General features: G+C 52.3%; 24 protein-coding genes. 11 read left to right on the top strand and 13 right to left on the bottom strand.

The features are described from left to right. The first annotated feature begins 45 nt into the window (after nucleotides 1-45). On the top strand, nucleotides 46-549 hold the full coding sequence (locus tag KI215_RS13710) for a hypothetical protein (protein ID WP_212773259.1): 504 nt from the start codon (nucleotides 46-48) through the stop codon (nucleotides 547-549). Nucleotides 550-634: 85 nt separating this feature from the next. Here KI215_RS13710 and KI215_RS16045 read toward each other — a convergent pair whose 3' ends face one another. After that, nucleotides 635-1,084, bottom strand: coding sequence for a hypothetical protein (locus KI215_RS16045; protein WP_246512125.1), 450 nt, complete (start codon nucleotides 1,082-1,084; stop codon nucleotides 635-637). A gap of 49 nt (nucleotides 1,085-1,133) precedes the next feature. On the opposite strand from KI215_RS16045, the gene KI215_RS16050 reads away from it, so the two are divergent. Continuing rightward, nucleotides 1,134-1,370, top strand: a complete 237-nt coding sequence (locus tag KI215_RS16050) for a hypothetical protein (protein ID WP_246512126.1) — start codon at nucleotides 1,134-1,136, stop codon at nucleotides 1,368-1,370. 118 nt (nucleotides 1,371-1,488) lie between these two features. On the opposite strand, the gene KI215_RS13720 is transcribed toward KI215_RS16050, so the two are convergent. The 5 genes from KI215_RS13720 to gatC all read right to left on the bottom strand — a co-directional run bounded on the left by KI215_RS13720 (nucleotide 1,489) and on the right by gatC (nucleotide 6,061). After that, nucleotides 1,489-2,268, bottom strand: a complete 780-nt coding sequence (locus tag KI215_RS13720) for a sirohydrochlorin chelatase (RefSeq protein WP_212773261.1) — start codon at nucleotides 2,266-2,268, stop codon at nucleotides 1,489-1,491. Between the two features lie 87 nt (nucleotides 2,269-2,355). Further along, the gene (locus KI215_RS13725) at nucleotides 2,356-2,649 is read right to left on the bottom strand and encodes a hypothetical protein (protein WP_212773262.1); all 294 of its coding nucleotides are present in this window, start codon (nucleotides 2,647-2,649) and stop codon (nucleotides 2,356-2,358) included. Between the two features lie 212 nt (nucleotides 2,650-2,861). Then, nucleotides 2,862-4,295 (bottom strand): Asp-tRNA(Asn)/Glu-tRNA(Gln) amidotransferase subunit GatB, encoded by a 1,434-nt coding sequence (gene gatB, locus KI215_RS13730; RefSeq protein WP_212773263.1) that lies wholly within the window; start codon nucleotides 4,293-4,295, stop codon nucleotides 2,862-2,864. Next, entirely contained in the window at nucleotides 4,292-5,758 is a 1,467-nt protein-coding gene (gene gatA, locus KI215_RS13735; protein ID WP_212773264.1) for an Asp-tRNA(Asn)/Glu-tRNA(Gln) amidotransferase subunit GatA, read from the bottom strand. The genes gatB and gatA overlap by 4 nt, the downstream gene beginning before the upstream one ends. 12 nt (nucleotides 5,759-5,770) lie before the next feature. Beyond that, nucleotides 5,771-6,061 carry an Asp-tRNA(Asn)/Glu-tRNA(Gln) amidotransferase subunit GatC gene (gene gatC, locus KI215_RS13740; protein WP_212773265.1) on the bottom strand — a complete coding sequence of 97 codons (291 nt, stop codon included), beginning with the start codon at nucleotides 6,059-6,061 and terminating at the stop codon, nucleotides 5,771-5,773. A gap of 642 nt (nucleotides 6,062-6,703) precedes the next feature. Here gatC and KI215_RS13745 point away from each other — a divergent pair. The 4 genes from KI215_RS13745 (at nucleotide 6,704) to KI215_RS13760 (ending at nucleotide 10,737) form a co-directional block, all read left to right on the top strand. Then, nucleotides 6,704-8,767 (top strand): carbon starvation CstA family protein, encoded by a 2,064-nt coding sequence (locus KI215_RS13745; protein ID WP_212773266.1) that lies wholly within the window; start codon nucleotides 6,704-6,706, stop codon nucleotides 8,765-8,767. A gap of 12 nt (nucleotides 8,768-8,779) precedes the next feature. Then, complete coding sequence (locus tag KI215_RS13750; protein WP_212773267.1) at nucleotides 8,780-8,986, top strand: YbdD/YjiX family protein; 207 nt, start codon at nucleotides 8,780-8,782, stop codon at nucleotides 8,984-8,986. A 285-nt stretch (nucleotides 8,987-9,271) separates the two neighbouring features. Then, nucleotides 9,272-9,946 (top strand): haloacid dehalogenase type II, encoded by a 675-nt coding sequence (locus tag KI215_RS13755; protein WP_212773268.1) that lies wholly within the window; start codon nucleotides 9,272-9,274, stop codon nucleotides 9,944-9,946. Between the two features lie 125 nt (nucleotides 9,947-10,071). Beyond that, the gene (locus KI215_RS13760; protein ID WP_212773269.1) at nucleotides 10,072-10,737 is read left to right on the top strand and encodes a peroxiredoxin-like family protein; all 666 of its coding nucleotides are present in this window, start codon (nucleotides 10,072-10,074) and stop codon (nucleotides 10,735-10,737) included. A 164-nt stretch (nucleotides 10,738-10,901) separates the two neighbouring features. Here KI215_RS13760 and KI215_RS13765 read toward each other — a convergent pair whose 3' ends face one another. From KI215_RS13765 to KI215_RS13790, 6 genes are all read right to left on the bottom strand, one after another. Continuing rightward, entirely contained in the window at nucleotides 10,902-11,072 is a 171-nt protein-coding gene (locus tag KI215_RS13765; RefSeq protein WP_212775208.1) for a twin-arginine translocase TatA/TatE family subunit, read from the bottom strand. A gap of 163 nt (nucleotides 11,073-11,235) precedes the next feature. Continuing rightward, nucleotides 11,236-11,841, bottom strand: a complete 606-nt coding sequence (gene uptA / locus KI215_RS13770) for an undecaprenyl phosphate transporter UptA (RefSeq protein WP_212773270.1) — start codon at nucleotides 11,839-11,841, stop codon at nucleotides 11,236-11,238. Between the two features lie 421 nt (nucleotides 11,842-12,262). Then, on the bottom strand, nucleotides 12,263-12,916 hold the full coding sequence (locus KI215_RS13775) for an amino acid ABC transporter permease (protein ID WP_212773271.1): 654 nt from the start codon (nucleotides 12,914-12,916) through the stop codon (nucleotides 12,263-12,265). A gap of 13 nt (nucleotides 12,917-12,929) precedes the next feature. Further along, on the bottom strand, nucleotides 12,930-13,583 hold the full coding sequence (locus KI215_RS13780; RefSeq protein WP_212773272.1) for an amino acid ABC transporter permease: 654 nt from the start codon (nucleotides 13,581-13,583) through the stop codon (nucleotides 12,930-12,932). A gap of 406 nt (nucleotides 13,584-13,989) precedes the next feature. Further along, the gene (locus KI215_RS13785) at nucleotides 13,990-14,829 is read right to left on the bottom strand and encodes a glutamate ABC transporter substrate-binding protein (protein WP_212773273.1); all 840 of its coding nucleotides are present in this window, start codon (nucleotides 14,827-14,829) and stop codon (nucleotides 13,990-13,992) included. 15 nt (nucleotides 14,830-14,844) lie between these two features. Then, nucleotides 14,845-15,573 (bottom strand): amino acid ABC transporter ATP-binding protein, encoded by a 729-nt coding sequence (locus tag KI215_RS13790; RefSeq protein WP_212775209.1) that lies wholly within the window; start codon nucleotides 15,571-15,573, stop codon nucleotides 14,845-14,847. Between the two features lie 383 nt (nucleotides 15,574-15,956). Here KI215_RS13790 and KI215_RS13795 point away from each other — a divergent pair, with 383 nt between their 5' ends. From KI215_RS13795 to KI215_RS13805, 3 genes are all read left to right on the top strand, one after another. Beyond that, nucleotides 15,957-17,195, top strand: a complete 1,239-nt coding sequence (locus tag KI215_RS13795) for a cation:proton antiporter (protein ID WP_212773274.1) — start codon at nucleotides 15,957-15,959, stop codon at nucleotides 17,193-17,195. Between the two features lie 63 nt (nucleotides 17,196-17,258). Beyond that, a complete protein-coding gene (locus tag KI215_RS13800; RefSeq protein WP_212773275.1) occupies nucleotides 17,259-17,873 on the top strand; it encodes a DUF5819 family protein in 615 nt (204 codons plus the stop codon). After that, nucleotides 17,870-19,270 (top strand): DCC1-like thiol-disulfide oxidoreductase family protein, encoded by a 1,401-nt coding sequence (locus KI215_RS13805; protein WP_212773276.1) that lies wholly within the window; start codon nucleotides 17,870-17,872, stop codon nucleotides 19,268-19,270. The genes KI215_RS13800 and KI215_RS13805 overlap by 4 nt, the downstream gene beginning before the upstream one ends. Before the next feature lie 25 nt (nucleotides 19,271-19,295). On the opposite strand, the gene pruA is transcribed toward KI215_RS13805, so the two are convergent. Further along, a complete protein-coding gene (gene pruA / locus KI215_RS13810; RefSeq protein WP_212773277.1) occupies nucleotides 19,296-20,843 on the bottom strand; it encodes an L-glutamate gamma-semialdehyde dehydrogenase in 1,548 nt (515 codons plus the stop codon). 183 nt (nucleotides 20,844-21,026) lie between these two features. Between pruA and KI215_RS13815 the strand changes: the two genes are divergently transcribed. Both KI215_RS13815 and KI215_RS13820 read left to right on the top strand, forming a co-directional pair. Beyond that, nucleotides 21,027-21,947 (top strand): proline dehydrogenase family protein, encoded by a 921-nt coding sequence (locus tag KI215_RS13815; RefSeq protein WP_212773278.1) that lies wholly within the window; start codon nucleotides 21,027-21,029, stop codon nucleotides 21,945-21,947. Between the two features lie 300 nt (nucleotides 21,948-22,247). Continuing rightward, the gene (locus tag KI215_RS13820) at nucleotides 22,248-23,012 is read left to right on the top strand and encodes an SDR family NAD(P)-dependent oxidoreductase (protein ID WP_212773279.1); all 765 of its coding nucleotides are present in this window, start codon (nucleotides 22,248-22,250) and stop codon (nucleotides 23,010-23,012) included. Nucleotides 23,013-23,098: the final 86 nt, after the last annotated feature.

The following is a 23,098-nucleotide window of genomic DNA, read 5'->3' on the forward strand; positions in this document are numbered from 1 at the left end:
GGTGAAAGACAAGACTTCGCCCGCTTGAGAAAGGAGGAACCGTCAATGACTGATTCCCATTCATCCTCCGGAAGAAAGTCGCAACCGATCCAGGACGGACCGGAGCCCTATCGGTTGACCGAAGTACAACACGCGTTGGACCAGAGCATCTCCGCAGACGAAACATTGAGTTCCATTTGTTATCAACTGCGTTGTTCCGTGTTTGCATGCGATTGGGACGGCTGGGAGGAAGCACATCGGGAGTGCATGCTGTCCAACCACTACCGTCTGACCGCTTCCGGTTGCCTCAAACGAATGGCGATGGGTGATTGGCATGAAACCCTGTTGATGACACTGGTACAATGCTTGTATCTCGCCCGACGGGCGGATCGCATCAAACAAGGATATTTTCACCGGTTGTGCGGTTCAGCGCCGGAAGGATTCCGTCCCACGGCGGAATTGCTTCTCGTTTGGAACCGCCATGCGGAGGCGCATTTGCAAGAAGCGATGGTCGGTGCACAGCATCTGTTGGGTACGCGGCAATGGACCCGGTGGATGCCCGAAACATAAGATAGGACGATCCCTAGAACGGGTTTGTACACTGGTCCATATGGTATACCAAGAGCAGTCAAAAGGAGGAGAACGCCCACGTGCGTCAACCCGTCATCATTTTTTCCCACATCCCCAAAACAGGCGGCCTGACCTTACGCAGCATTATCGACAAACAGTACCGACCGGCCAGATCTACAAATACCCGGCCCATCACCAAAAGGAAGCCGTAAAAAACCTGTCCGCCACCCAGCGGGAGAAAATCAAATGTGTATACGGTCATTGCCGTTTCGGGATTCATCGCTATTTCCGTCGTCCCTTCAGGTACATCACCATGTTGCGCGATCCCGTCAACCGAGTCATTTCCGCCTATTATTACCTCAAATCCAACACCAACAACAAACTCTATGCCAAAGCCAACCGTATGAGTTTCGAAGAGTTCATTTTCAGTAAAGACGACGGCATTCAAACGCAGCTTTGGAATCACCAAACCCGGTTCCTCTCCGGCAAACATCAGCCGGATCGGAATCTGGCCAAACAACATCTCCGCAAACATTACGCTGTCGCGGGGATTACCGAATTATATCCGCATTCGGTGTTTCTGAGTGAAACAGGCTCTGGGATGGGGCAATGTCAACTACACCAGACAAAATGTCACCAAGCGCCGCCCGCAAAAACAACAGATTCCCAAGGAACTGATCCACATCATCAAACAAAACAATGCTCTCGACCTACAGTTGTACCATTACACCAAACAATTGTTGATCCGGCAAATCAACAATCTGAATCCCGTAACCAAACGTCAGTTGGCGCTGTATGTCAAACGGCATCAACAGGCGTGAAAAAACCGTCCCTCACGGGACGGCTGATGACTGTCAGGGCGGGGATGCCGACATCCGGCTGCCGGTCTTGCCCGACATTGTTCGCCCCGTGGCAGCGTTGTACCTACGCCGGTTTCATTCACTGGGTGGCGGCAGAAGGTGCGCGCCGGGATTGACCGATCGCATCCCTCACCATTTCTTCTATCCAACGGGAAATCAACGGATGCGGCAGATATGTCTCTCCGGAATACACATACTCCAACCCCGCCAATTTCGACGGGATTACTTTTTTGGTAAAATATCCTTCACTCAAAAACAATGGCAACACCAACACCCGGTGTTGGGCGCTCCAAGTGCGCACCACCTCATGCAAATGGTCCGGATGCAAAGAAGCGTATACCGCTTGCCGGAATCCCAATGCACGCTGTACCTGTGCAGCAAGCTGATTGGCGCCTTCTTCCCATTTTTCCCGGAATCCGGGCACTTCGCTGCCGTGGCCGACCAGCACGACAACTTCTTCCTCCGGCCGTTGGCTCAGTTTACGGGCACGCTCCGTCACAATCTCACCGATCAACGGGTGACCATCCATCGCCGGTGTATAATGAACGGGAATCTCCAAGGGGATGGGTTTTTCTTCAAACGAAAGACGCGGCTTGGCAATGACACCCAAAAAATATCCGATCTCCTCAATATGTGTACTTCCGGATGAAACGAACAGTGGTACGGCAATGATTTCATCCACCCCTCGGCGGCGCAGTGACTGTATGGCATCCACAATCGCCCGGCCCGGCACCATCTCCAAATAACCAACTTCTACAGGCAAATCCAATCGAACCCGTGATACCGCATCATCAACCAACTGCACCCATTCCGGTTTGCTGGACCCGTGCGCAATGACCAAAACACCACGTTGGGCCATCTGTGACCACCTCGGTTTGTCCATGTTCAAACAATCACATGTAAGACCGGCGGACGGGATCGTGACACACACAGAGACGGATCATCGTCAAGACAATCGCCGTTGGGCTTGCCAGGTGGACAGTGCAAACATCGCACTGACCAAGCCGCTGATCATATTCATATCCCCAATGGAAAACTGCATGAAAGCATCCCCGACCAACAACAGCAACAACAACCAATAGACGCTTCTCGAAAAGGGTTTTCCCCGAATCTCAAACAAAAAAACAAAGAAATAAAGGGAGATCAAAAAATGATGCACCGCCACGACCGGTTCCGTATTCAAATAATACACGCCCATGCCCAAAAACAATAGCACAATGGCGGTGTACAAACCTTGCACTTCCAACACCTCCCACCCCAACGCCGACTTAACAGATCATCTTTTCTCTTGGCAAAACACACGCTGAATGACGGCGTTCGTTTTCACAAGCGGATCTCAAAAACCTGACGGGAGCCGTTCTCCCGTCGTTCAGGAGACGGCTCCCAGACTTCCATCGGAGAGTCCGCAGCTTGGCATCCTCTAAACTGACACCGGTCTGCTTGATCTCGACATCAAGCGTTGATCTGTTCCCGGATCAACTGGTTGACCAACTGCGGATTGGCCTTACCTTTGGTCAGTTTCATTACTTGTCCCACGAGGTATCCCAGAGCGCGGTCTTTTCCGTTGCGGTAATCTTCCACCGACTGCTGATTCTCGGCCAGCACCTGCTCCACGATCTGCCGCAATTGCCCCTCGTCGCTGATTTGTACCAAACCTTTTTCCTCGACGATCCGTTTCGGGTCTCCGCCTTTTTCGACCAGTTCCTTGAACACTTTCTTGGCGATTTTGGTGCTGATCGTTCCGTCTTGAATCAACCCGATCATGCCGGCCAACCCTTGTGGCGTGATGTGGGTGTCGGCCAGTTCTTTGTCGTGGGCATTGAGATAACCCAGCAATTCACTGGCGATCCAGTTGGCCGCCGCTTTCGGTTCCGCCCCGGCCTCAACCGTTTGGTCAAAAAAGTCAGCGATTACCTTGGAGGCAGTAAGCAAACCGGCATCATAGTTGGACAAGCCGTACTCCTTGGTATAACGGGCTTGACGTGCGTCCGGCAGCTCCGGAATCGTGGCGCGAACCCGCTCTTTCCAGTCAGCATCGATGTGCAGACGGACCAGATCCGGCTCCGGGAAGTAACGGTAATCATGTGCTTCCTCTTTGCTGCGCATCACTTTGGTCCGTCCTTCATCCTCCAACCACCGCAACGTTTGTTGGGTGATTTCGCCCCCTTGGGAGAGGATTTCCGCTTGCCGTTTTTGTTCGTACTCCAGACCGCGTTCCACGTTACGGAACGAGTTCAGGTTTTTCAGCTCGGTTTTGGTACCGAATTTCTCGGAGCCCACCGGACGCAAACTGATATTGGCGTCGCACCGGAGTGATCCTTCTTCCATTTTCACATCGGAGACTCCGGTATATTGCATGATCGCCTTCAATTTTTCAAGATATGCGCGTGCTTCCTGCGGTGAACGCAGATCCGGCTCGGAGACGATCTCGATCAGCGGGACACCCACACGGTTGAAGTCGACCAGTGAGCCTTCCTCGTTGTCCATGTGGTTCAGCTTGCCCGCATCCTCCTCGAGATGGACACGTGTGATTCCGATTCGTTTCTTCTCTCCGTTTACTTCGATTTCGATCCATCCGTTTCGACCGATCGGCTGATCATACTGCGAAATTTGATAGGCCTTTGGCAAATCGGGGTAGAAGTAGTTTTTCCGGTCGAATTTGCTGTATTCGGCGATTTCGCAGTTGAGCGCCATGGCCGCCTTCATCGCGTATTCCACAGCTTGCCGGTTCAACACGGGAAGTACGCCGGGATGCCCCAGGCAAATCGGGCAAGTGTGCGTGTTCGGCGGGGCGCCGAATTCGGTGGAACAACCACAGAAAATTTTCGTTTTGGTGGAAAGCTCCACATGCACTTCCAATCCGATGACCGTTTCAAACTGCGTCATGCTTCCGCACCTCCGATCGTCGGCTCCGGCAAACGCTCCCCGTGCTGCTCGTAGGCATGGGCCACCCGCAACACAGTGGATTCGTCAAACGCCTTGCCGATGATTTGCAGACCGACCGGCAGTCCGTCAGACAGCCCACACGGCACGCTGATCGCCGGCAGTCCCGCCAGGTTCACCGGGATGGTGAGGATATCGTTCAGATACATCGTGAGCGGATCGTCGACCTTTTCCCCGATTTTGAAAGCGGTGGTCGGTGCAGTCGGTCCGACAATGACGTCGTATTGCTCAAAAACCCGGTCGAAGTCCTGTTTGATCAAGGTACGCACCTTTTGCGCCTTCAGATAGTAGGCATCATAGTAACCGGAGCTCAGAGAGTACGTCCCCAACATGATCCGGCGTTTCACCTCGCTGCCGAACCCTTGGCTGCGCGTCTGTTTGTACATCTCCACCAACGAGTCCGCTTCGACGCGCACCCCGTAGCGCACTCCGTCATAACGTGCGAGGTTCGAGGACGCTTCAGCCGGAGCCAGCAGGTAATACGTGGCCACGGCATACTCGGAATGCGGCAGGGAGACTTCCTCGATGACAGCACCAAGGCTTTCCAACACCCGCAACGCCTGCTGCACCTTCTCGCGAACGCCGGGATCGATGCCCTCTCCCATCATCTCCTTGGGAACGGCCACTTTGAGCCCTTTCACATCTCCCGTCAGCGCGGAGAGATAATCCGGGACCTCCACATCGGCCGAGGTGGAATCCATCGGATCGTGTCCAGCAATCGCCTGTAACACATACGCCGCATCTTCCACGTTTTTCGTCAGCGGCCCGATCTGATCCAGCGAAGAAGCAAACGCGACCAAACCGAACCGGGACACCCGTCCGTAAGTGGGTTTCAACCCGACAACCCCACAATATGCGGCCGGTTGCCGAATCGATCCGCCGGTGTCTGATCCGAGCGCGAAATACACTTCCCCCGCTGCAACGGCGGCGGCCGATCCCCCGCTGGAACCGCCGGGAACGCGACTGAGATCCCACGGGTTGTATGTGGGGTGAAACCCGGAGTTTTCCGTCGATGATCCCATTGCAAACTCGTCCATGTTCATTTTGCCGACCGTGACAGCCTGAGCTTGTTCCAGCTTCTTCATCACCGTGGCTGAGTAAATCGGTTCATAGTTGGCCAACAGCCGGCTGGCACAAGTGGTTTTCAGCCCTTCCGTACAGATGTTGTCCTTGATGCCCGCAGGCAATCCGAACAGGATCCCCCGCTGATCCGACTCCACCCGTTCCCGATCAAGCGCTTCCGCCCGTTCACGGGCTCCCTCTTCATCCACCGTCAAAAACGCGCGTACCTGCCCGTCCACTTCGCGAATCCGGGCGAGCGATGCATCGACCAAATCGCGTACTGTCAGTTCGCGGTTCGCCAGACGGCTATGTATCGACTTCAGCGATTCTCTCAACAGCGACATGGTTCTCCCCCTTTACTCTTCGAATACAGCCGGTACGCGGAACATGCCGTCCCGTTTTTCCGGTGCGTTGGCCAGTGCTTTGTCCCGCGGAATAGACGGACGCACTTCGTCTTCTCGCAACACGTTGGCCAACGGCAAAACATGAGTGGTCGGCTCCACATTATCCGTGTCCAATTCGTTCAATTTTTCCGCAAAGTGAAGGATATCGTTCAACTGCGTGGTGAACTGCTCCACTTCCTTTTCCGTCAACGACAAACGCGCCAGATGCGCGACATGCTGCACTTGTTCCTTGGAAATGGCCATCGGTTTCACCTCCGAAAAGCGCTCAGTATCTGATCCATTGTATCATGCAAAGCGCGGGGAAGCCACGTTCGTTGGGGTGAGTTTGATCCAGATCGTCCGTTTCTCGTTGCCAGATCGCTCCACCTGTGCCCGGCAAGGAAAACAGGTCATGGCCGCTCCAACCCGGAACGCAGGACGCAGGCATAGCACGTTTCACTTAAAGAAGTTGCCCGCGATTTCATTCCTGCGCTTGCCGGGTCTTCACTCGGCCGGGCTTAGCTCAGTCGCTCATCCGGGAAAGCATTTACTCCTTCTTGGATTGACCAGACACACCCCAGGTACTCGCGGCAAAAAGAAACGTTGTCGCCTGATGGTCGAACCAGACACATCCCAGGCAGTGCTCCAGCATCGCTCACTCCAGAAAACTTCTCCCGCTTTTACAAACCGGACGAACCCCACGTCCGTTTTCTCCCATCCTTCCTATGACAGTATAGCACAAACTCTTCCCTTTTCTTTCACCGGCCGTACAGCTTTTCGGGACAAAATCTTGACGGCACATCCCAAAGGGAAAAATTGACCGGTCCAGATTTGGTGCATTTTGCAGTATAATCATTAATGAGGGAAGATTCCTTCATCAATATTGTCAAAGGGGGTCAAAATATTATGAACAAATGGGCTTCCGTTTTGCTCTGGGGATTGATCTCCGCGGCAGGCACGGCTGGGTTCGCCGTTTTGGCACTCAATCGCGGTGAGACGGTGAATGCGGCATGGATGCTGGTGGCCGCCATCTGCACCTATGCCATCGCGTACCGTTTTTACAGCCGCTTTTTAGCAAACAAGGTTTTCGGTTTGGATGACAACCGGAAAACACCGGCTGAACGCATCAATGACGGTAAAGACTACGTGCCCACCAACAAGTGGGTGTTGTTCGGCCACCATTTCGCCGCCATCGCCGGCGCGGGACCGTTGGTCGGCCCGATTTTGGCCGCGCAGATGGGATATCTCCCCGGGACCTTGTGGATTCTGGTCGGTGTGGTATTAGGCGGTGCTGTACAGGACTTCATCATTCTTTTCGGATCGATGCGCCGCAACGGCAAATCGCTCGGAGAAATGGCAAAACAGGAGATCGGGCCGGTTGGCGGATTCATCGCGCTGTTCGCTATCCTCGGCATCATGATCATCTTGTTGGCCGTTTTGGCTTTGGTTGTGGTGAAAGCGCTCGCACACAGTCCGTGGGGTATGTTCACCATCGCCGCGACGATTCCGATCGCCTTGTTCATGGGTGTGTACATGCGTTATATCCGCCCGGGACGGGTGTTGGAAACATCGGTGATCGGTTTTGCTCTGCTGTTGCTCTCCCTGTATCTGGGACAGTATGTGTCGGAGCATCCCACGTTGTCTAAAATGTTCACCTTTGAAGGCACCACGATCGCCTGGATGATGATCATCTACGGCTTTGTCGCCTCCGTTATCCCCGTGTGGCTGTTGTTGGCGCCGCGCGATTATCTGAGCACGTTCCTGAAAATTGGCACGATCGGCGCTTTGGCGCTGGGCATTCTGCTGGTATTGCCACCTTTGCATATGCCGGCGTTCACCAAGTTTATCGACGGAACGGGTCCGGTGTTTGCCGGTGACTTGTTCCCGTTTGTCTTCATCACGATCGCATGTGGTGCCGTCTCTGGGTTCCACTCGCTGGTTTCCTCCGGCACAACGCCGAAGATGATCGCACGCGAATCCCACGCTCGTATGATTGGATACGGCGCCATGTTAATGGAATCGTTCGTTGCGATCATGGCCATGATCGCGGCTTGCGCGCTGACACCGGGCGTCTACTTCGCGATGAACAGCCCCGCTGCCGCGATCGGTACCGATGTGGTGACCGCGGCGAAGACGATCACCTCGTGGGGCTTCACCTTGACACCAGACCAATTGCAAACATTGGCCAAAGATATCGGAGAGGAAACCCTGCTGTCCAGAACCGGCGGTGCGCCCACGCTGGCGGTCGGTATGGCGCAAATCTTCTCTGCTGTTATCGGTGGAAAAGCGTTCATGGCCTTCTGGTACCACTTTGCGATTCTGTTTGAAGCCGTTTTTATTCTGACGACGATCGATGCTGGTACGCGTGTCGGACGGTTTATGCTGCAGGATCTACTCGGAAACTTCTACAAAAAATTAGGCGATACGTCGAACTATTTTGCCAATGTGCTGGCCAGCGGTTTGATCGTGGCGGCTTGGGGTTACTTCCTTTACCAAGGGGTCGTCGATCCGCTCGGTGGCATCAACACGCTGTGGCCGCTCTTCGGGATTGCCAACCAGATGCTGGCGGTCGTCGCACTGGTTGTCGGCACGACGATTCTCCTGAAAATGGGCAAAACCCGTTACGCCTGGGTGACCCTGCTACCGACCGCCTGGCTGACCACCGCCACCATGACGGCGGGATGGCAGAAACTGTTTGATCCCAGCGCCAAAATCAGCTTCCTGGCAGCAGCCGACAAATACCAGGAGGCAATCAACGCCGGCAAAGTACTGCCTCCGGCGCAATCGATGGAGGAAATGCACCGCATCGTGCTGAACAACCAGATCGATGCCATTTTGACCGCCATCTTCATGCTGCTGGTCGCCCTGATCATACTGGATTCGTTACGCGTATGGTATAAATTGATCATTAAGCGGGAACGCTTGCCGCTCATGGAAACGCCCTACACACCGGTAACGTCGACCCGATGAGGAGGGAGATGCATGGACGGTTTGTTGACGCGTTGCCTGCGCCCGTTGAAGGCGGTAGCCAACTATCTGAACGCCATCGCCGGTGTACCTGATTATCAAAAATACCTGGAACACATGCGCCGCCACCATCCCGACCAACAGCCCATGTCAGAAAGTGAATTTCATCGCTGGGCCACCGATGAAAAATATGGCGGCAAAGGTGTCCGGCGCTGTTGTTGAAAAAGGGACAGGGAAAAGCCCCGTCCCGAGACTATGAACAAAGGGTATCAGGTTAGTCCCAACAAACCCAGCGGTTTTTCCGCTGGGTTTGTCAATAGCCTCTTCACTGGCCGGATGTTAGGTGTGATCGACAAATCGCGAATCAGAAGAACATATCAAAGAATTACTGGAAAAAAACCGATTTGCGTTGCCCGGTCTACACAACACTGAATGCAGCGGGTGTAGAATGGATCCAAATTGGGTAAAAGCATAACACAAGCCCCTAAAAGGAGGCTATGAATTGAGTTGAAACACCTTACAACCATTGTTTTTGATGCATATGGAACCTTGTTTGACGTTCATTCCGTCTCAGAAAAAAGTGAGGAACTCTTCCCAACTCGTGGTCGACAGATCAGCGAGTTATGGCGAACGAAGCAACTGGAGTATGCGTTCATCCAACAAATCATCGGTCGTTACCAACCATTTGATGAAATTACGAGAAACAGTCTTCGGTTTACTTGCGAACAATTAGGAGTAACGCTTACGGAGGAAAAGGAGAAGGTCTTGCTCGATTCATATTTGACCCTGTCTTTATATGAAGAAGTACCGAACGCACTGAAACAGTTGGCAAACCATTATCATCTTGCCATTTTGACCAATGGAACACTTAACATGATTCAACCATTAGTGGAATATCATCATCTGACCCCATACTTTACTCAAGTGATGAGTATTGATGACGTAAAACAATACAAACCTTCGCCAGCGGCATACTCGTATGCTCTCGACAGATTCAATTGCAAACGCGAAGACATATTATTCGTTTCATCGAATACATGGGATATTACAGGTGCATCTAGCTTTGGGTTCCAAACAGCGTGGGTCAACCGAAAATCTCAATCGGTTTTTGATCGTATGGGTCAGCAACCGGATCATATTATTTCTAATTTAAATGAATTAGTCAGGATTGTTTGCTATTAAAAATAAAGAGCCATTTTTTGAATAGCTCGGTGTCATCCCAAAATATGGATGAGAAGAGGTAATATCAACATCTGATAGAAGTTAATCTGATAGAAGTTAAGTTATCATAGGGGGAGTGAAAATCAATGGCAAAAACGCAAATGCGCGAACAGTTTAAACAGTATTTGGAAAGTTTTCGAAAGAAAGTACCACAAGAGCAGCAAGAATTGATGAATCGGGCAATTGAAGAACTGGAGGCGTCCGGTGTAGCAACGGGTTTACGTAAGGGACAACAGGCTCCGGATTTTACTTTGCCGGATGCAACCGGAAAAGACGTATCTTTGTACGAAGAACTTAAAAAAGGCCCAGTCATCCTCACTTTCTATCGTGGAGGGTGGTGTCCGTATTGCAACATGGAATTGCGGGCATACCAAAATATCTTGAATGACATTCATCAAGCAGGCGGTCAACTCATTGCAATCAGCCCCCAAACGCCGGACCATTCCTTGAGCACCAAAGAAAAAAACGAGCTACGGTTCCATGTGTTAAGTGACGTGGGAAATAAAGTGGCTCAAAAATATAATCTCGTTTACCGTTTACCCGATTACTTGATTGACTTGTATAAAGAGCTCGGATTGGATGTTGCAGCCTATAACGGTGACCATTCCTGGACCCTTCCTGTTTCTGCCACTTATATCATTGGACAGGATGGTAAAATCGCTTTTGAATACACGAAAGCAGATTATAAAGATCGTGTTGAACCATCCGAAGTCCTCGATGAACTTAAAAAAGTAGTAGCTAAATCCTCTTAAGGCAGAGAAGATGGAATGAGATAACCAATAACTTGAATGTGTAAGACCAACAGCCCATGTCAGAAAGAGAACATCGCTGGGCCACCGATGAAAAATATGGCGGCAAAGGTGCCCGGCACTGTTGTTGAAAAAAGGGACGGGGTTATTCCCCGTCCCTTTTCTTCTCAGTTGCTGGTTTTGTCTTTGTTTTGTTCGTCCTTGCCTACACCGCCGACAGCTTCTTTGAATTCCCGCAAGGCACTGCCAAGCGATTTACCCAACTGCGGCAACTTGCTCGGGCCAAACACCAACAGCGCGATCACCAAAATGATGATCCATCCGCTCAACGAAGGCATGTGCATCGATGACGCCCTCCCCGTTTTTTGAGTTTCCCATATGTGAACGCTCGATGACTGCGTTTGTTTTCAGCGTACCCTGTTCTGCCCCTATTGTAACAAAGATTCCTGTATCCATGGGAGGGCATCTTGACATTTTCATGGCCTCATTTTTTCCCAGTGATCAGCCATTGTTTTGTGCGCGTTTTCTCTTCATCGATTGGATCAACACATAAACGACAAGCAGGATCCCCGCAACGATTGCCAACGGCTGTACATATGGTTCGGCGATCTTTTTGAAATCTTCCCAGCGATCTCCCAGCTCCCAACCGATATAAATAAAGAAAATCGACCAAGGGATGACGGCCGCCGTGGTATACGCCGTAAATTTAATCCACGACATTTTGGCAATTCCGGCCGGGATCGAGATGGCATGACGCACAACCGGGATGAAACGGGCACCAAAGATAACGCCCGCCCCGTAGCGTTGAAACCACTCTTCCGCCACATCGAGATGCTTTTTATTGATGAGGACGTATTTCCCATATTTCTCCAAGAAAGGCCGACCACCATAATACCCTGCCCAGTACAGAAACAACTGTGCCAGCACACCACCGATCGTACCGGCGATCACGGCACCCACAAACGTCACTTCTCCGCGAGATACAAGGTAACCCCCGTAAGCTAGCACAATTTCGCTCGGGATCACTTCCACCATCAATCCCAGAGCGATCCCCAGATAACCGAGATCTGCCAACCACTGTAAAAAGGATTGAATAAATTCGCCCATCCCTGACCCCTTTCTTCGACTCCATTGATTCATGGTATATATACAAAAGTGGGAATCACATCAATAGCCAACCCGTTAAACGGGCATCCACGCATATGTATGCCACATGGCCAAGACAGTATGTCCTTTTTTGAATGAGTTCGCCACTTTTGATCTTATTCGATCTACATTGTTGTGTCCATATTCACAGAAAGGGATTCCGTGAAGATTGTGTGTTGGATGAAACTGCATCCAATACGCTGGGGTCATGTCTGAGCCAAAAACACCCCAGACCAGACTCTCGTTCCCCCGAAAAATGCCACCTCGGAGTCCACGCATTGGTCACAATCCGAAATCATTCGGGATGGGCGATAATTAGCGGTGGTGAGACCAGACGTCCTGTACCAATACCGGGATGAAATATCAGTGGAGGTCTGCCGTGTCAGCCCGCCAAGCGTTTTTCCAAATACCGGCTCACCCTTGAGAGGCTGTAATTGATGGTGAAATAGATAAACGCCACCAGCAAGAGCAACGGGATGGTCGCATTCACGTACTTGTTGTAAACGATCTGCGCGTTGTGCATAATTTCCTCCAAACTGATCACAACCGCGAGCGATGTGTCCTTCACCAATGTGATAAACTGGCTGACCAACGGCGGGATCATGCGTTTGAGGGCCTGCGGCAGAATGATGTACCACAAGGTTTGTACATAGGTGAACCCTTGGGCACGTGCGGCTTCGATTTGCCCTTTTTCCACTGAGTTCAATCCGCTTCGCACAATCTCCGCGATCAACGCCGAGGTGAATACCGTAAGCCCCGCAATCGCCGCCATGGTCACGGGCAATTCTACTCCCATGTCTCGCAAACCGAAATAGCCGAAGAAAATGATGAGCAACAGCGGCAAATTGCGCATCACCTCGATGTACAACACCGCGAGCTGGGATAATACCGGCAATTTCGTATACCGCAGGATACCCAGAATAATACCGAAGACGAAACTGAGTACAATGGCGGATGCCGCCACTTCCAATGTGACCAGTAGGCCTTCCATCAACGACCGGAGCGTTGCTGGTGCGAATGTGTGTTGTAAATCCATCGGCATCCCCCTTTCAGTAGTTCTTACTCAGCCGACGTTCCAACCAATTGACACCCAAACTGAGCGGCAGAGTGATAACCAGATACAGCAAAGCGACAAAACCGTATACGAGTGCCACCTCAAACGTATCCGACGATACCCGATCGGCGGTATACAGCAAATCCCCACCAGCGATGATAGCCAGAACCGATGAGTTTTTCACCAGGTTGACGAACTGGTTGCCGAGCGGTGGGATGACCAGCTTAAACGCTTGCGGCAAAATCACGTATCGCATGGCCTGCACATAACTCATTCCGGATGAACGTGCCGCTTCCATCTGCCCTTTCGGCACGGACTGGATCCCGGCACGTAGCGCTTCGGCGATGAATGCCCCGGTGTAGATGGACAGTCCCAGCACGCCACTGGTGAACTCAGAAAACCGAATGCCCAACGTGGGAAGTCCGATTGCAAACAGAAACACCTGTATCACAATGGGCGTGTTGCGAAAAAACTCCACATAAGCCGTTCCCACGATTTCCAATGGCCGCACTCCGGACAACCGCAACACCGCGATGAACGTACCGATGGCCAAACTGAGTCCCAATGCCAGTACGCTTGCCGAAAGCGTGACAAGAAACCCATCGATAAACTCCTGCTTGTAATCGGCCAAAACTGTTACGTCGAACATCGCTCACCCCCGCTTTCGTCTCAGGACAAATCTGGTCAATATCTGTCGATCATCTGATACACGATCGTGGCTCCAGCCAGGACCTGTCTGATCTATGACCCGCATCGCTTTCCCGGCTTGCTCCACCTGCACCCTCTCGGGAAGCAGTTCATGGACGCTTGGAACCGGGGGCAGGACGCGGGCAATTACGCTTCGAACGGGTAAATGCCCGCGAGTGATTCCTGCGCTTACCGGCGCTCCCTCGGTCGGGCTTGGGAAAGCCGTTCACCCGGGAAATCGTTGCTTCCCACGGCTGAAGAACTAGAGGCACTCCCTATGGTCGCTGTGGGCCTCTCACTTCATCTGGAGTAGCAATCTACATTCATCCACAGTGGATTTGTCCAAGCCCGGATATGCCGTACGCGTATCACGGAGCTTTTTGTACTGCGTCTGCCGGAATGTTGGCTGGCGGGTCTTTTTTGAACCACTTCTGATAGAGCTTCTGATAGGTGCCGTCCTTCATGATGTCATTCAAGAAATCGTTCAACGCTTTCAGGAGATCCTTGTTCCCCTTTTTCACCGCCATCCCGTACGGCTCTTGCGTAAACTGCCCGCCGACGAGTTTGAAGTGGGTGGGGTCCTGTTGTTGCATGCCCATCAAGATACTGTCATCGGTCGTCACGGCATCCGCTTGACCGCTCTTGAGCGCCGTGAATGCATCGGCATAGTTTTCATACTCCTTGATCTTCACACCGGGAGCCAATTTTTCCAAGTTCCGGCCGCTCGTGGCTCCTTTGGCCGTGGCCACCACTTTTCCGTTCAAAGATTTCAGCCCCGTGATCGGACTGTTGGTCGGCACCAGCAAGGATTGTCCGGCCATGAAATAGACGCGGGAAAAATCCACCTGTTTCTTCCGCTTGTCGGTAATGGTCATCGTCGCCGCGATCACGTCGACATCGCCGCTTTGCAGCATCTTGATCCGCGTTTTGGAGGTGACCTCCTTGAACTCCACTTTCTTTTCATCTCCCAGCAGTCTCTTGGCAAACTCGCGCATCAAATCGATTTCAAAACCTTTGACTTGACCGTCAGCGGGATCTTTGTAGCCGAACAGGTTGGTATCATACTTGACACCGACGACCAATTTCCCCCGCTTTTTAATCGCTGCCAGTGACGAATCGTCGGCCGAGCTTCCATCACCGCACGCCGTCAGGGAAAACGCTAACACCACGGACAGACACAGCACCAACCAACGCTTCCAAAAACGCATCGAATTCCCCCTTTTTTAATGTTTCAGAATTCTGCTTAAAAACTGCCGGGTCCGTTCTTCTTTTGGATTGTTGAAAAACGTCTCCGGCTCGGATTCTTCCAAAATCCGTCCTTCATCCATAAAGATCACCCGATCCGCCACTTCCCGTGCGAACCCCATCTCGTGGGTCACAACCACCATGGTCATGCCTTCTTTGGCCAGCGTTCGCATCACATCCAACACTTCGCCGATCATTTCGGGATCGAGTGCGGAAGTTGGCTCGTCAAACAACATGATTTTCGGTTTCATCGCCAATCCTCTGGCGATCGCGACGCGTTGCTGCTGACCGCCCGACAATTGGGAGGGATAGGCGTTGGCCTTCTCTGGGATTCCCACTTTTTGCAGGTAAAATTCTGCAATTTTTCGCGCTTCCTCTTCCGGCACTTTTTTTACTTTCATCGGGGCGAGCATGATGTTTTCCAACACCGTTTTGTGGGGATACAGATGAAAGTGCTGGAAAACCATGCCGATCTCTTGTCGCGCTTTGTTCAGGTTGGTTTTGGGGTCGTTCATTTTTACCCCGTCCACAATCACTTCGCCCTCAGAAACCGTTTCCAACTGATTGATACAGCGGAGCAAGGTGCTTTTGCCCGATCCGCTGGGTCCAAGAATCACGACCACTTCGCCCGCTTGGATCGTCAAGTTGATATCTTTTAGGACATGAAAATCTCCGAACCATTTGTTGACCTGGCGGAACTGAATGATCGTACATCCCTCCATTGCAGACAATTTTGAAATCAATATGAGGAATGAGGAAGAAAAACACTTTCCGTAAGGTGAATATACCCATTCCTCCCTCCCAATGTCAAGGAATCAATCGGATTCTTCTGTTTTATCGGAAAGAAATGAGGGTAAACGAGCGAGTTTTGGTTATGTTACCAAATGTACCCATGATCGTCCAACAAATCGATCATCATTAAGGTATAATCAGATTGGCACCTGCACATGTAATCATGATACGGGATATTTTCCCCAGCTGAGCGACTTGAAACAATCCGAGGTGCAGAGTGGCCTATAGCGTTGCTGGGCGAAATGGAAAACGGTACAATCGAACAATCTCGTATGAGACCTTAGAAGGAGTCCGCACAATGGAATCCAAAGTAATGGAAATCGCACAAACCGAAATGTTTATGTTTTCCATGGTCTTTCTGCTCGGGCTGATCGCCACCCGACTGGCGGAATGGATCCGCATCCCCGACGTTGCATTATTCTTGATACTTGGCATGCTCGTCGGTCCGGCCGGTTTGAACTGGATCGTACAGCCCGGCAACTCTGTGGCTTATCAGTTCATCATTTTGATCGGGTCCACGTTGATCCTGTTTGAAGGAGGACGAGCGATTCAATTTACCGTATTAAAGCGCGTATGGATCACGGTGACCCTGTTATCCGTTCCTGGCGTGCTCATCACTGCCGCCATCGTGACAGCAACGGCGGTCGTCATATTGAAATTGCCGGTTTTGTATGCCGCCTTGTTGGCAGCGGTGATCGCGTCGACCGATCCGGCGACATTGATCCCCGTCTTCCGCCAAGTGGCGGTGGAACCCCGGGTACGTCAAACCGTCGAATCAGAATCCGCTTTCAACGATGCCACCGGCTCGATTCTCACCTTCACTATTCTAGGACTGATCCTCGGCGAAACCCGTTTTTCCGCCATTGATACCATCTGGAGTTTCGTTCGCGAGGCCGGTGGCGGATTGATCGTCGGCATCCTGGTTGGCTGGCTGGGTTTGTTGGTCACATCCGAGCATCGAATGGGCGTATTTCGCCGGTATGGTACAGTCGTCAGCCTGCTGGTGGCGATCGGTTCCTACCTGGCGGCAGGCTCGATACACGCCAGTGGTTTCATGGCCACTTTTGCCGCGGGCGTTGTTTTCGGCAACCCGGATCAGTTCCGGTTGCGCATCCCGGAGAACACCGTTTCGGAAATCGTCTTATTCGGAGACACTGTCACATTGCTGTTACGCAAACTGATCTTCGTTCTGCTCGGGACACAAGTCAATTTCGACGTATTGTCCCAATACTGGTGGCAAGGCATACTGGTCGTTCTTGTGTTGATGTTTGTCGCACGTCCATTTACCGTGCTGGCATGCGCCCTGCCCGACCGGATCGCTCGCTGGCGATGGCGGGAGGTATTGTTTTTCTTTTGGGTGAGGGAAACCGGCGTAATCCCCGCCGCCTTGTCCGGTATGATCGTCGGTGCCGGTGTCGCGCATGCCGATGTGATCGCGGCAGTCACGTTTATCGCCATCCTGTTGACCATCGTGCTCCAGGCGAGCACCACCGGCGTGGTCGCCCGTTGGCTCGGTGTGGATGTAGCCAAAGAATGAACGGCTTTTGTTTCCCAAGTATGATAGGATAATAGCTGAACCTTCCCGGACGAGGTGAGGTCCGTGAATTGGAAAACCGCCGTATTGGGCACTTGGATCATTGGCCTGGCGTGCTTGTTGGGCTTTCACTTCGGCATGACCGCTTTGTACCTGGCACCACCCAACCCGGTCAAGCAAGCATGGTTTGAGCCTATGATGAAATATATGGACCCTTTGTTCATGCAGAACTGGAAATTATTTGCTCCCAATCCCGTTTCCCAACACCAGAATATCTTCGTCAAGGCCAAGTGGAAGGATCCGGAGACGGGCCAAATCAAGGAAACCCCTTGGCGTGATGTTTCCCAGCCCCTGATCACCCACATACAACGGGACCGCTTTTCCAACGACGGACGTTTGTACCGGTTTCAATACACCGCCATCACCTGGTTCACCGACAAAGACCGGAACCGCAAGGCCAAGGGTGAACAGATGCTGGAGCGGGTGGCCGCCAACGCAATCCGCGACTTTCCGCACCGGCCCCACGTACTGCAAGTGAAAGTGCGCATCGTCACCAACGTATTTCCGCGGTTTTACGAACGGTACAAGCCTGATCGCAAGGGTACGTTTTACTACCGCGAAACAAATTGGATGAACGTTCGTCCCATCGATTCGGGAACGACGGGAGGGAGCTTCCGATGACCACCCGGATCTTCCGCTTTCTCACCAAGGAACATATGTTGATCGGAGCCAGTCTGGTACGGATCGCCGTCGCTGCGGCCATTCTTTTTTACTTACTCTCCAACTATACCGATCGCCATTTGTTGTGGGGCACTCACGGCATTTGGCCATACGACGACTTTTTGCGGTATCTTCGGGAGCGTCACACCTTTTCGCTCTACCAACTCAGTGCGGATCGCATCTATTTCGAATGGGTGTACCACGCGACCATTTTGGTCGCATTGGCCTACCTGATCGGTTACCGGACACGGGTCACCGGCGTGCTGCTCGCGGTGCTGTATTGGTCCCTGTTCATCCGCAACCCTTTTATCACCAACGGTGGGGACAACGTTCTCCGATTGGACCTGTTTTACCTCATGTTCGCCAACACCGGTGCCTGGTTCTCGTGGGATGCCCGCCGTCGTCGGAGGCAGCCGGATCAAACGGCCGCCTCGCTCCCTCGCCAGATGCTGGCGGTTCTTCACAACGCAGCAGTACTGGCCATCATGATTCAAGTGTCAATGGTTTATTTTACTTCGGGTATGTATAAAGTGATGGGCAGCATGTGGCAACACGGGACAGCCATCTACTATGCCACGCGGGTCAACGAGTTTTACTGGCCCGGTTACAGTGAGTGGATCTGGAAATATGATATCGTGGTGGTCTTGTTAAGCTATGCCACCGTGTTTTTTCAGGTCGGATTTCCGTTTTTGCTGCTCAATCGTTACACCAAATACGCGGCTGTCTGTTTCGCCGTCTTCATGCATATCGGGATCGCTCTGTTCATGGGGTTGATCGAATTTTCGTGGGTGATGATCGGAAGTGAAATGATATTGCTGACCGACCGCGACTACCGGCGGATCGGCTTAGCCATCACATGGGTGGGAGATCAAATGAGGATAGGATGGGAGAAATTGACCCAGTGGATTGGAGAGAGGAACTGGGCGCAACGTCACCGTGTCATCGTGTTTTATGACGGATGGTGCCCGTTTTGCAGGCAAAGTGTGGAGACGGCTCGCAAACTGGACTGGTTCTCCCTGCTGACGTTTGTCTCTTTCCGTGAGCCGGGCGTCATCGAACGATACGGATTGTCGGCGGAAAAAGTGGAGAAACGCTTGCACAGTACCGTGGACGGCCGACATTTTCGTGACGGGATTGACGGCATCATCCAGATGTCCTCCCGCCTGCCGCTTCTGTGGCCCTTGGTTCCACTGATGTGGATCGCACGCCGGATCGGGATGGGCCAAAAAGTGTACGATTTCATTGCCAGCCGCCGGACGGTGATTCCTGCGGGTGGTTGCGATGATGCATGTCCTGTCAACCCGGCAGAAAAAGAGACTGCATCCACCAGCGAAGAAGAAAACCCCGGCAAGGCATAAACCTGCCGGGGTTTTGCTTGTGACTTCAGAACAACTCGGAAACCACTTTGGCTTGGGTGAACAAGAGCAGGTAATCGCGTCCGCCTGCTTTGGAGTCGGTACCGGACATGTTGAAGCCACCGAACGGATGCACACCCACCAAAGCACCGGTACATTTACGGTTGAAGTACAGGTTGCCGACATGGAACTCTTCACGTGCTTTTTCCAGATTGGCGCGGTTTCTGGAAATAACGGCACCGGTCAAACCGTACTCGGTGTTGTTGGCAATTTCCAGCGCATGATCAAAGTCTTTCGCCTTGATGAACGCCACTACCGGACCGAAGATCTCTTCTTGGGCGATCCGGGCGTTCGGGTCCACATCGGCGAAGATCGTCGGCTGGATGAAGTACCCGTTTCCTTCGGCTTTTCCGCCACCGATCACCAAACGGCCTTCCTGTTTTCCGATCTCAATATATTCCAGGATTTTCTTGTAGGCGTTTTCGTCGATCACCGGACCCATATCGATGCCGAATTCACGCGCTTCAGCCACTTTGAGGTTTTTTACTCTCTCGGTTACTTTGGCCAGCACTTCGTCGTAGACGTCTTGATGGACAATTGCCCGGGAGCAAGCAGAACATTTTTGACCGGAGAAACCAAACGCCGAAGTGACAATCGCTTGAGCAGCCAGATCCAGGTCAGCCTCTTTGTCCACAATGATGGAATCTTTTCCGCCCATCTCCGCGATGACGCGTTTGATCCATTTTTGCCCTTTGGCCCGTTTGGCAGCCAGCTCGTTGATGCGCAGCCCCACGTCACGGGAACCCGTGAAGGAGATGAACCGTGCCAACGGATGTTTCACCAAGTACTCACCCACGACCGGTCCGGAACCGGGCACGAAGTTGACAACGCCCGCCGGCAGACCGGCTTCCTCCAGGATTTCCATGAACTTGGCGGCGATCACCGTCGTCGGCCCGGCCGGTTTCAGCACCACGGTGTTACCCGCGACGATCGCGGAAGTGGTCATGCCAACCATGATGGCCAACGGGAAGTTCCACGGCGGGATGATGATCCCCACACCCAGCGGAATGTAGGTGAGCTCGTTGTCTTCTCCCGGAATGCGGGTCAACGGTTGCCGTTCGCTCAGACGAATCATTTCACGACCGTAGAACTCCATAAAGTCAATCGCTTCGGCGGTGTCGGCATCGGCTTCCGGCCAGGATTTGCCAGCTTCGAACACCATCCAAGCGGAGAACTCATGTTTTTTCCGGCGCAGAATGGACGCCGCTTTGAACAAAATCCGGGCACGTGCTTCAGGAGAAACTTTTTTCCAGGTTTCGAAGGTTTTCGCGGCCACTTGGATGGCTTTTTCCGCGTGCTCTTCCGTGCCTTTGGACGTATAACCGACTACCTGATCCAAGTTGGACGGGTTGATGGAGTGGTACTTCTCTTCGGTTTTGATCCGCTCTCCGCCGATGATCAAGTCATATTCGCGACCCAGTTCGGATTCCACTTTGGCCAGTGCTTCTTCAAACGCGCGTCGGTTTTCTTCTTTGGAGAAATCGGTGAAGGGTTCATTTCGAAATTCGACTACCAACGAAAACGCCTCCTCTTATCCTGATTTGCCTCCCTTATTGTACCCTACCTCATAGAAAATCTTCAAATCGTTCGAATGATAAAAAGGATTGCAGATCACCCATGCTAGTGTATAATGAAAACGGTTTAATGGTGAATGCTATGACTATTATATACAATCGGCCTCGAAAAAGGAGGAATGAGGATGTCCTTCTCACGTAAAGTGGTGCTAACAATTGCTGGAAACCCTCTCGTCACGAAATTCGTTTCCAAATACGGTTTGAAGCTGGGGGCATCCCGTTTTGTCGCCGGAGAAACATTGGACGAAGCGGTGGACATCGTCAAAAAGCTGAATGAAGAGGGCTTGGTCGTCACATTGGACTTGCTAGGAGAAAGTGTGACCACCGAGGAAGAAGCCCGGCAAGCCACTGACGCAATTATAGAAATATTTGACGCCATCGCCAAAAACGGTGTCAATTCCAACGTCTCCGTCAAGCTGACCCAACTGGGATTGGACATCAGCTACGACTTCTGTTTGGAAAACATGCGCCGGATTGCGGCCAAAGCCAAAGAAAAGGGCAACTTTGTCCGCATCGACATGGAAGACTCGCCTCGGGTGCAACAAACGATCGACCTGTTCAAAACGCTGGTCCAGGAATACGGGAAAGAACATGTGGGCCTTGTCATCCAGTCCTATCTGTACCGTTCTGAGTCAGACGTCAAAGAGCTGGGTGAGATGGGCGTCAATCTGCGGATTGTCAAAGGAGCCTACAAGGAGCCCAAAGACGTAGCTTTCCCGGACAAAAAAGATGTGGACGAAAATTATCTCAAGCTGGTCGCCATGCACCTGAAAAACGGCTGTTACACGGCGATCGCCACCCACGACGAAAACATTATCAACTGGACCAAACGGTTCGTCAAGGAAAACAACATCCCCGACGACCTTTACGAATTCCAGATGTTGTACGGTGTGCGCAACGGCCTGCAGCGGCAACTGGTGGCTGAAGGCTACAAAGTTCGGGTGTATACGCCGTTCGGAAAAGATTGGTATCCCTACTTTACCCGCCGGATCGCTGAACGCCCGGCCAACGCACTGTTCGTGCTCAAAAGCTTTTTCAAGGATTAAAAAACCCCGATACCAATTGCGACTTAGGCCGTTTTCCCTTTCTCTCTTTCCACAAGCTCAAAGATCGCTCGTTGGAAAACGGCCACCTTTTTTTAAGGGTGTGTCTGGTGAATACTGTCCACATTGCTTTCCCGGCTCTGACAAGGTGGCTGGATGGACCAGGCCGCCTTTTCTTTTTTTGTTTTTGTCCTATAGGGATTCAAAACCATGAAGGCGAATGGAAGAAGTAAAATGGATGTGGTTCCAGGACCTCGATGGCAATCTCATCGAGATTTGTTGTTTTTATAAGGAGGAATCATCATGCGACCGGTTGCTCTTATCACCGGGGCATCATCGGGGATCGGCCGCGCGTTTGCCGAGGAGCTGGCGAACAGGGGATATGATTTGGTGCTGGTCGCCCGCCGAACCTCCTTGCTGCAGGAGGTGGCAACCTCCGTCGAACAACGGGGGGCGAAGGCAACCGTAATCACGGCCGATTTGACCAACGAGGATGAGGTTACCCGGATCAGCCAGTGGATCACTCAGCATCAAATCGACTTGCTCGTCAACAATGCGGGCATCGGGCTGTACGGCCCCGTCATTCACACCGACGCCGCCTTGGAACAGGCGTTGGTGCGTCTTCATATCCAAGTACCGTTGGCTCTCACCCGTGCCGCTTTGCCCGATATGATCGCACGAAAGCAGGGCGGAATCATCCAAGTGTCCTCCTCTCTGGCCTTTTTCCCCACTCCCTACATGGCCGTATATGGGGCGGCCAAAACCTTTTTACTTCATTACACGGAGGCGTTGGCTGAGGAGCTGAAAGGCACCGGCATCACTGTAACTGTTGTTTGTCCGGGCAGTACCCGAAGCGAATTTGCGGAGCGAACGGGGATAACGCAGCCCTATGCCGTTTCAGCCGAACAAGTGGTGCGTGAGGCTCTTGACGGATGGGAACAACAAAAAACGGTCGTGGTGACCGGTATCCGCAATCGCTGGATTGCCAGATTGCCCCGCATTTTGTCGAGAAAAGCCATGCGCCGACTCATCGCCGTTTTTTTCCGTGATCGCAGACCGAAACGTTGACATCCTTAGTCGGGATGACCTTTCCTTAACGTAATGGTTGGCTCTGCCTGAAATTCGGTTTGAATCGCGTGATCTCCTCCAGGGAG

Source organism: Polycladomyces abyssicola (assembly GCF_018326425.1).
Lineage (GTDB): Bacteria > Bacillota > Bacilli > Thermoactinomycetales > JIR-001 > Polycladomyces > Polycladomyces abyssicola.